The 9,350-nt window shown below is 34.8% G+C and carries 10 protein-coding genes; 1 reads left to right on the top strand and 9 read right to left on the bottom strand.

Annotated elements, in window-relative coordinates; genetic code table 11:
• The 5 genes from ACH2CJ_RS17855 to ACH2CJ_RS17835 all read right to left on the bottom strand — a co-directional run.
• Positions 1-757: glycosyltransferase family 9 protein (locus ACH2CJ_RS17855; RefSeq protein ID WP_394994767.1), on the bottom strand; the 757-nt coding region annotated here is incomplete at its 3' end.
• Positions 758-858: 101 nt separating this feature from the next.
• Positions 859-1,674, bottom strand: coding sequence for a DUF5672 family protein (locus ACH2CJ_RS17850; protein WP_394994764.1), 816 nt, complete (start codon positions 1,672-1,674; stop codon positions 859-861).
• A gap of 66 nt (positions 1,675-1,740) precedes the next feature.
• Positions 1,741-2,502 carry an SDR family NAD(P)-dependent oxidoreductase gene (locus ACH2CJ_RS17845; protein WP_394994761.1) on the bottom strand — a complete coding sequence of 254 codons (762 nt, stop codon included), beginning with the start codon at positions 2,500-2,502 and terminating at the stop codon, positions 1,741-1,743.
• A gap of 68 nt (positions 2,503-2,570) precedes the next feature.
• Positions 2,571-3,323, bottom strand: a complete 753-nt coding sequence (locus ACH2CJ_RS17840; RefSeq protein WP_394994759.1) for an SDR family NAD(P)-dependent oxidoreductase — start codon at positions 3,321-3,323, stop codon at positions 2,571-2,573.
• Positions 3,324-3,376: 53 nt separating this feature from the next.
• The gene (locus tag ACH2CJ_RS17835; protein WP_394994756.1) at positions 3,377-4,153 is read right to left on the bottom strand and encodes a class I SAM-dependent methyltransferase; all 777 of its coding nucleotides are present in this window, start codon (positions 4,151-4,153) and stop codon (positions 3,377-3,379) included.
• Positions 4,154-4,356: 203 nt separating this feature from the next.
• Here ACH2CJ_RS17835 and ACH2CJ_RS17830 point away from each other — a divergent pair, with 203 nt between their 5' ends.
• Entirely contained in the window at positions 4,357-4,713 is a 357-nt protein-coding gene (locus ACH2CJ_RS17830; RefSeq protein WP_394994753.1) for a hypothetical protein, read from the top strand.
• Between the two features lie 13 nt (positions 4,714-4,726).
• Here ACH2CJ_RS17830 and ACH2CJ_RS17825 read toward each other — a convergent pair whose 3' ends face one another.
• Genes ACH2CJ_RS17825 through ACH2CJ_RS17810 form a run of 4 tightly spaced genes read right to left on the bottom strand, consistent with a single transcriptional unit; the run spans position 4,727 to position 9,310 of the window.
• Positions 4,727-5,230 (bottom strand): hypothetical protein, encoded by a 504-nt coding sequence (locus tag ACH2CJ_RS17825; RefSeq protein WP_394994750.1) that lies wholly within the window; start codon positions 5,228-5,230, stop codon positions 4,727-4,729.
• A gap of 53 nt (positions 5,231-5,283) precedes the next feature.
• A complete protein-coding gene (locus ACH2CJ_RS17820; protein ID WP_394994748.1) occupies positions 5,284-5,811 on the bottom strand; it encodes a hypothetical protein in 528 nt (175 codons plus the stop codon).
• Positions 5,808-8,525, bottom strand: coding sequence for a hypothetical protein (locus tag ACH2CJ_RS17815; protein WP_394994745.1), 2,718 nt, complete (start codon positions 8,523-8,525; stop codon positions 5,808-5,810). Before ACH2CJ_RS17815 ends, ACH2CJ_RS17820 begins: the two co-directional genes overlap by 4 nt.
• Positions 8,526-8,527: 2 nt before the next feature.
• Positions 8,528-9,310, bottom strand: a complete 783-nt coding sequence (locus tag ACH2CJ_RS17810; protein WP_394994742.1) for a hypothetical protein — start codon at positions 9,308-9,310, stop codon at positions 8,528-8,530.
• Between the last annotated feature and the right edge of the window lie 40 nt (positions 9,311-9,350).

Here is a 9,350-nt window from a genome sequence, read left to right as displayed (position 1 = left end):
CAATTATTTTTGCCCAAAAATCAACTCGAATTTGCTTTTGTTCACCACCTGTTTCAGGAAAAAGCATTAAATACGGTGTATTTGGCAAAGCTATTTTTTGCTGAATTTTTTCAACTGTTACATTACTTGGAATCAAAAAATATGGTTCAATATCTGCTAATGTTCCTTTAACGCCAATCTCTCGAAGCAACATTAAATACATATCAAAATGATGGAATTCGTGAGTAGGAACATCAAATTCTTTGTCTAGCAAACCACCTAAACCACGTCTTGCAAAACCGTAAGACTTTTTTGCTTTTATAAAAGGCAATACAAAATGAGCAACGGCATCGCTATAACGGATATCAATGTAATAATCGTAGGTTCCTTCTCGCAGAATGGGCAATGCCTGCCTAAAAGTTTGATAAAAATCCTTTATTTTTTTCCAACGAGAAATTTTTCGACGATTGGTTTGAAAATGATTGATGTAAATAATTTTGTCAATATAAGTATTATGTTGGTTCACAGGCTCGCACCATTGAGCAGTTAAAAGGTCAATTTTAGCATCTGGATAAGCTTTTTTGATAAGTGGAAACATATATGTTACTGTCAGGGCATCGCCTAAATGCCCTAAAGAAGCTATCAGAATTCGAGGAGAATTGTTGTTGATTGGAGCGTTTTTTCTTTTTTTATAAAATAGGTTTGCATAAATATCCACAAAAAAATCCATAATCTTAAATGGAATTGTTTCTCGTGGTGTTCCGCAATATTTTCTCATAATGTATTTATTATCAGTATTTTACCTTGTTTTTTAACAGATATTTGTCATTTACTATGAGTATAATTTCTATCGATTTTTTGGCTGTCGTCTATTAATGATTAAAATTTATATCCAAATTTTTCGATTTCCTTTTTCCAGAAGTTGGTTTCGTAAATATCCCAAGCATGGCAGCCAAAAGGCAATCCTGCATTGAGTTTATAGGCTTTTTCGGGTAAATGTTCGACCGCAAATTTCAAGGCAGTTCGCCAATCAGGAATTTTTAGTTGAGGCGTATATCGGTTCAACTCTATACTCCAAAACATATCTTCATTATAAGCAGGATGTTCTTTTACTTTCTCTAAATATTCATCAATTTTTTGTTGGTTTTTAGGAATTAAACTCAATAGTTTTTTAGTTTTTCTCAACGAAAAACCGCCGTTACCAACCGAGCGTTTCATAATGATTTCCTTGGGGCCATATTTGCCGTAAAGTTCCTCTTTAAGGTCGAACCAAATAGCTATTTTTTTCTTAAAATTCCATATTAACTCTTTTATTTTCGAGTCAAATTCTATTTCTATTCTCCAAGGAGCTCCAATATAATCATAGTTTTTTTTACACCATTCTTTCAATTCATCTCGAAAAACAAAGGCATCTAATTGATAAATGAGCATATATTCGTAAGCCAAAAATCGGCTATAAAATTCTTCGGAAAGTAATAAACGATTATAGGTAAGTGTACTTTTAAAGTAAGGGTCGTCAAAGTTTTCGAACATTATTTGCGGATATTTTTCTTGCAAATAATTGATATTCAGAGATTTAGGTTTTACAACAGTAATTGGGTAATGTCCCAATACACGTATGCACTGAGAAAGAGAAATTTTTTCAGTTTGACTCAGTTTTTCTTGATAAATCGGAATTATTACACAAACACTCACTTGTCTTTAGCTTTTTTGAAAAAATAGGAAATATTTTTAACGTATAGTAGGGGAGCTAAACGCCATTTAGATTATTGTGCCACCATCAATCGAAAATAATCCGCCAGTGGTATAGCCCGAAGCCGCCGAAGCTAAATATAGAGCCATTGGTGAAATTTCTTCGACCGTTCCCATGCGGGCGATTGGTAAGTTTTTCGTAAAATGAGCTAATGTTTTATCATTGTCCCACAAGGCTTGACTAAATTTGGTTTTTATCAGTCCTGGGCAAATAGCATTTACTCTGATACTATCTTCGCCCCATTCTTTTGCCAAAACTTTTGTTAGCATATTCAACGAAGCTTTGCTTACGCTATACATTCCCAAGCCTGGGTCTGGCGTATGGCCGGCAATGCTACTAATATTTATAATACTTCCACCACCACGAGTTTTCATGCTTGGATATACCATCTTTGCTAATTCGAAAGGAGCTTTTACATTGACTTGCATAATTTTGTCAAAAGCACTTTCCGAGCATTCGAGTGAAGGCCCATAAACTGGATTTGTAGCAGCATTATTGACCAAAATATCAATTCCGCCAAAAAACTCAATCGTTTTTTCAACCAAAGTTTTGAGTTGGGTCATGTCACCTGTATTTGCTGCAATGCCTATGCACTCGCCACCTTCGGCGGTTATTTCTTTTGCCAGTTCATCCAAGTCGGCTTGTTTTCTACTACTGATTACCACTTTTGCTCCATAAGCAGCAAAAATTCGGGCAATTGCCTCGCCAATTCCTTTACTTGCACCCGTTATAACGGCCACTTTTCCTGTTAGGTCGAATACGTTTTTCATAAACACCCCGAACCCCTAAAGGGGCTTTTATTTTAAAGTTAAAAAATAATTCTTTGACACCTCAGAGCTTACTGCAAAATCAAACCACCATCTAAAATCACACTTTGACCAGTGATAAATGATGCTTCGTCGGCAGCTAAGTATAAAATTGCACTGGCAATTTCTTCGGGTTTACCAAAGCGTTTCATTGGTGTTGCGTTTTGTAGTGCTTCCATGTATGCATCATCGCTATCGGCTCCTTCGAGCATAGGGGTTTGCGTAAAACCAGGACAAACAGCATTAATTCTGATACCGTGTTTGGCATACTCAATACCTGCCGTTTTGGTCATTCCAACGACGGCGTGCTTGCTTGCTGAGTACGCAATATGTCCAACCATGCCCAAATGTCCCGCCACCGAAGCGATATTTACTATATTTCCACTGCGTTGAGTAATGAAATGCTTCAAAGCAACTTTCATGCAGTTCCAAAGTCCTTTTACGTTTACATTGATTACTTTATCGAAATCTTCTTCAGGATATTTATCTGTGCGAATGCGTGGTCCAAGAATTCCTGCCGAATTGACCAAAATGTCGAATCTGCCTAATCGAGTAATTGTTTGCTCAATCATTCGCTCTACATCATCAAGGTCAGTTACGTTGACTCTTATAAAAGTGGCCTCACCACCTGCTTTTTCTATTTCTTCAACGAGGTCATCACCTAATTTTTCCGATAAATCGGCAATCATGACTTTGGCACCTTCTTTAGCAAATAAAATGGCAGCGGCCTTGCCAATACCAGAGTTTCCACCAGTAATAATTACTACTTTATCTTTGAATCTCATAGGTTAATGTTATTTGTTGATATGTAGCACAATTTGAAAAATTGTGCTACATGTTATTCATACTTTTTCTCACAAAAATAAACAATCTCTTCACTCGGCAACGAATAGCGTTTAACTAATTCTTTCGACATTTTCATAACAAAATCGTCTTCTGTTACTTTAAAACCTGCTTTTTCTAATTCATGCCCGTAGTCACGTCCGAAAAGACGAAGGTGGTCATTTTGCCAAAAAACTCGTTCACGCTCACGTGGGTCGATGATGGTCGGGTCTTCAAAAGTATAGGCTTTTGTCCAATCTTGTGGCGACTGAATAATTGCCCAACCATTAGGTTTTAAAACTCGATAAAGTTCCGACATTGCCTTATGATAATCGTCCACATGTTCCATTACATGATTGCAAATTGCTACATCAAATGTATTTTCTTCGAATGGAATTTGGTGAATATCCATCTTTACTTTTGCCAACGGCGATTCAATATCGGCGGTGATATACTCCAAATTTTTCATCTCCTCGAAACGGTCAATAAAGCAATATTCGGGAGCAACGTGCAGCACTTTCAAATGCTTAGCCGTATAAAAATTGGTTCTTTCTTTCATATACAGAGCCATTAAACGGTGGCGTTCGAGAGCCAAACAATTTGGGCAAAGGGCATTCGGGCGAGAAACTAAACGTCCGTAAGGCATAAATTTTGTGAGTTTTGCATCACAAACGGGGCATTCGACAATATTGCCTTTCAAGAAAAAAGTATATATTTTTAGCGGAATGTGGCTAAAGAGTTGTAAGTATTTTCGAGGTATAAATCGGAGTAAAAAACTAATAATTTTGCCCATTCTTTAAGAGTTATGACGGGGTCACCCGTGCGATGCTGAGTTTTATTAAGTAGCAAAAAATCTTTACGAAACCACTTAAGTTGTTAATTATCAATACATTACGGTAGGTATTGACTGTGTAATTGATAATTGTACTAATTTTGTTTCAAAATTAGTTATTTTTGTTCTTAGATTTAACACCAATAACAATAAAGATTAAGAAAATGGAAGTTAAAAGACAGAAGCCTCCCGGTACAAAATTATTGAAAAGAATGAGTCTTTACACAAAATGGTTATTATCCGCCATTGGAGGGTTGACTTTGATAGGTTTTGGCTTGAGTGTTTTTAGTGAAGCCACAAATCTAAAACATACTAACGCTCCTTTTCTTAGATGGTTTTTGCTTGGGAGTTACAGCCTCATTATGATTAATGGTGGACTGTGTGTTTTTGGGCAAGCGATTATTTTTAAAATAAAAATGGAAAATAAAAAACTGATAAAAAAAGCCTTGAAGGAGCGTGCCAAGTGTGCATCCAAAAAATTGAGAATAACGACGCTTGAAATACCGAAAGAAGAGGAATAAAATGAGCTGAAACTTAATCGTCGATGAGTGTATAAGTTAATGTAGTGCTATAGGTGGCAACCGGTACAGTAACCGACACGCCCGTAATTTGGTATTGTATGCCAATATTTGTACGTAGATTGCCACTATCGTTATTACCTTCGAAAAAATATAAATCACTCGTTGTGATTTGTTGATAGGTTGTTCCACCGATAGTAGTACTTTTAGCACCCGCTCCCGAGCCATCACTGGTTCGTCTTACCCAAATTTGTAAACCCGCCGTATTCCAGTTAGTGCCACTATCGGTTCTCCTGATATATACAGTATAATGATTCAGTCCAGCAATTTGTACTACTTGTAAATCAATCTGTGTTTGGGTAGTTGAACTTTGTATGGTCGTAGAGATATAATCATTGCCTGCCTCCCCGATTGTAGTAACTGAGGGAGACCACGCTCCGTTTTTTATTGCTAAAGTTTGTTGAGCTTTACTATGGAAATAAAAAAAACAGAGAATGATTATGGCAAGAATTTTTTTCATAAGTTATAGTAGTTTTTACTTTTGCTATACATTTGGCAACTACGCCCAAAAAATTAGTTATCCGCCAAAGTAAATAAAACAGAGAATGTTGATGAGCCACTACTTAATAGACTATAGGTCTGAATATCTAATGAGTAAGTGAGGTTATAGCCTACACCCGACCCCGAATTAGTGTATGCCCCACCAATACTATTGATAATTGTTTGGGCAGTGGTAGTTAGAAAAATCGGTGTAATGGCAGTACCTCGGGTACCTGCTCCTGAAGTGGCATTAGCAGTTTGAAGTTGAAGCCTAACGCCATTTGGCACCGTTCCTGAGATTTGAGCCGTAACTCGTCGGGTAAGCCCAGTGGTTACGGCCGAACTAATATTTATCCATTTTGTGGTATTGGTAGCACTGCTACCCAAAGCGGCTCCAGCTTCGGTTGGAGCGGTAAAACTTAGATTAATAGACCCTATTGGCTCAACATCTAACAGTGCAACCAATGGAAAAGTTAGACTTGCACTGGTAGTACCTGTGCTTGTGGTTTGCCCATAAACTACATGAGTAATCATACATAACATAAAAATATATACTTTCATTCTTTTGAACGCAATTGGACGTTTATGTTTGAAAAATAAATTTTTCGTTCTTTAGGCAACATCGTAAACGAAAGTTCTTTAAGCTTTTCGGATTCGATGATAATATTTTGTGATGGATTTTCAATGACAAATTTATCTTGATTTCCTTGAATCAAAGCCTCAACTTTCCATGAACCAGGTTTCATTTCACTAAATGAAAATTCACTGTTGGCATTTACTTTGGTTATGAAATTTTCTTGTTCATTAAATAACTTTACTAAGATAACAGGATTTTTTTTATTTGTTGTATTTGTGTTATTCGAGTCATTGTTTTGAGCAATAATTTTACCACTAATTCCACCAGAATTTACAAGAGGTATCGAAATCTCATTAATACCTTTGGCCACTACTTCAACCTCGATGGGCCCTTTTTTATCGGTTACTATTCCCGATTTTATAGTTGACTTGTCTAAAGTAATGTAATATTTATCGGGTACTAAATCATTAAAATAAAAATTACCGTTTTCATCGGTCAAAAATTTCTTATCTCCCAACCGAATCAATATACCATCTTTTTTTACATTACTTGGCCCCGAAATATGCCCTTTTATTGAGCCTAAGTGTTTGTTTTTTCTGATAGGTGTGTTTAATTTTAATGAATATTTAAGCATAAAAAATAAATTATTCTCATTAGTTTGGCTGTAATTAGGTATAAAGGCTCGACCAGCTACAACACTAATTTTGTGACTTTTAAGTTCAAGTTCGGCGGTTAAATCTACGAAACTTCTTTTCTGAACGAGTTCATCAGGAGCATAATTATTTCGGTATGAAAACGAAGCATTGAATGTTTTTCCTAATGTAACTCTGCTTGTGCCACCGTAATAAAAATAATTTGTTAATTGATTGGTATTAGAAAACTTAGCATTCCTTTGGTATTCAAAAAAAGTACCGAGCCACAGCCAAGGTAACACTTTTGCTTGTGGCTGTACCACACTACGAATACTTTGGGTACTTCTGAAATCATCGGTGCTTACTAATAGGTTTTTTGCTTGACCTACTCTTGTTTCAGACCAGAGATTAAATTTTGGCGAATTGATTAAGTATGCTACCCGAGCATATTGCTCACGAAAATAAAATTGTTTAATTCGTTGTTTATCCTCTTTTCCTTCAAAATTATAGCTCAACATTAGCCTTGTACTAGGTTTTATATCATAGTTGAGAATAAAACTATTGTTGGAATAATAAGGAGAGGTATTTAAGGTAGAAAAATCATAACTCGGATTTACCCTCGTAAAATTACTTTGAGCACCCAAACTGAGCTTTTTGAAAATATAATAATTGACCGAATTGACCGACTGCCAACTATTATTGTAAAATCCATGAAAGTTTTTTCCTGCATAAACAATATCACTGTTGATATTAAGCTTTTTGAAATGGTAATAAACTCTATTAAAAAGACCAAAATCAATTTTGTTGTTGGCAAAACTTACAGTGGCTTCGCTTGTAAGAAACAATGAATTTGTTTGATAATTTGCTGTCAATCCAATGAATTTTGATATAAACCAATCCTTATCATATTTTGATTTCTTAGAAAGAAAATCAATCGAATATTTAAGGTTTTCTTTGGGCTTTAGATAAAAGCTACCACCATAAGTTTCTCTTTGATTGGGAAAAAATCTTGGTTGTAAATAGAACATACTAAAACCTGTATGTTTAAGTTTTTGCTCGATACGCAACCCCCTGCCAAATCGTCCAAATTCCATTAGGTTATTAAATGAAAGCAAATAATCTCCTAAATTTACATTTGTTTTATTTTTGTAAGAATAATTCAAGGTATATTGGTCGTAATTTCCCAAAGTTGGTAAGTTAATTTGGTTGGGCCCATGAACTGTAAAATCAAGGTGATGTGTTTTCTTAAAGTCTAAATACCCACTTCCTCTAATATCAAATTGATAAGACGTGCTAACTCCTCTACTTGTGCCAAAATGACTGTACCAAATTCCGACTTCAATGGGAAAACGTAAGTAAGCATCATTTTTTTTGCTTTGGTTAGAATAAACGGGTACGGAAGTGAAATTTATTACGGGGTTGATAGAATCACGCATGGTTACATATAAGTCATTTGACATTAACCAATAATTACTTTGCGTTTTTGGTACGATCTGACTTATCCGAACCTGAATACTTTTATTTGGTTCAATTGTCAAGGTGTCGTATTTGAGTTGTATTTTCCCTCTCGTAGTACGTAACTTTACTTTTTCATTGATATTTCCCGAATTGTGTATGAGATATTCCAAATGCAAGCTATCGCCTTCTCGTACATATTCGTAAGAAGAAAGAGGGACTATTTCTATTTTTCGATAATTTACAACCTCAATTATAAATTGGGTAGAAACTTTTGTTCCATCATTATTAGTTACTACAAAAGTTAAAGGGTATTTACCCGAGATTGATGTGGTAGAAGTGGATACGGTGTATAGATATTTTGGATTTTCGAAGTCTTTATCTAACTTTTTGGAAAGAATTATTTGCCAATTATCAGGCAAAATCAATGATTCTTCTACGATTTTTTGATTTTTTTCTAAATTTTCTAATTCAAAGAAAAGCGTAAAGTGTCCTCCCGGAATAACTTTTTTAGGAGGATTTAATACATTTATATGAAACTCTCGCTGTCCAAGGCTTTTATTATATAAAAATGCATTTAATAGGAATATGATTACAATAATTTGTTTCAAAACTAATTAATTTCTAAAGTTACGTTGGCTCCATAAAGGTCTTTCCCATTGTCAGCAATCAATACGCCATTATACGTACCCTTAGGCAAATCTTTTATTAAAATCTCGAAGTCGTTACATTTTTCAGGATATACTCTCCTGAGTGAAGACTCAATGGTTTTTAATTGTTTGCCCGAATTATCATATATTTCAATACTTAATTTGGTACTTGCCGTAAAAACGCCATTATTTTTTAGCTTAACATTTAATTGTTGTGTGGTAGAATCTCTTTTCGTAAATCCTATGTTTTCAAAGCTAATTTTTGAATTTTCTATATTTCCAACATTGGCTATAATCTGAAGAGCATACCTTATTTTTGAATCAATCTTTACGCCCTTGTCTATATCTTCCTTAATAGGGTCAACACCTTCAATCATAATAGCACTCCAATATGAACCCGAATATTTTGCATCATTCGGCATACTGATACTATATGTTACTTCATATACTTCTTTACTTTGGATGATTTTTTCTTGAACATTCATTGATAACCATTGTCCCAAAGAGCGGTCATGGCTATTAATTTTGGCATAATCTACTTGCTTATCGCAAGAAACTATCAAATCTTCAGTATAAATTAAGATTTTCGTTTCTTTTGCACCATTGTTTTGTACTTGAATTTTTCCTGTTATTGCGTTTCCATTAACAATGTCATGCGTATGAGTAAGTCCATTCAAAATCACTATGCTTGCAAAGGAGTTTGAAGAAACAAATAAGAGTAAGTATAATAGGTTATATAATCTCATTTTAGTATTGTTATAAAAAAAAGATTTAAAAATAATAGTA

Source organism: Emticicia sp. (genome assembly GCF_043780375.1).
Lineage (GTDB): Bacteria > Bacteroidota > Bacteroidia > Cytophagales > Spirosomataceae > Emticicia.
This window is presented reverse-complemented; position numbering and strand designations above follow the sequence as displayed.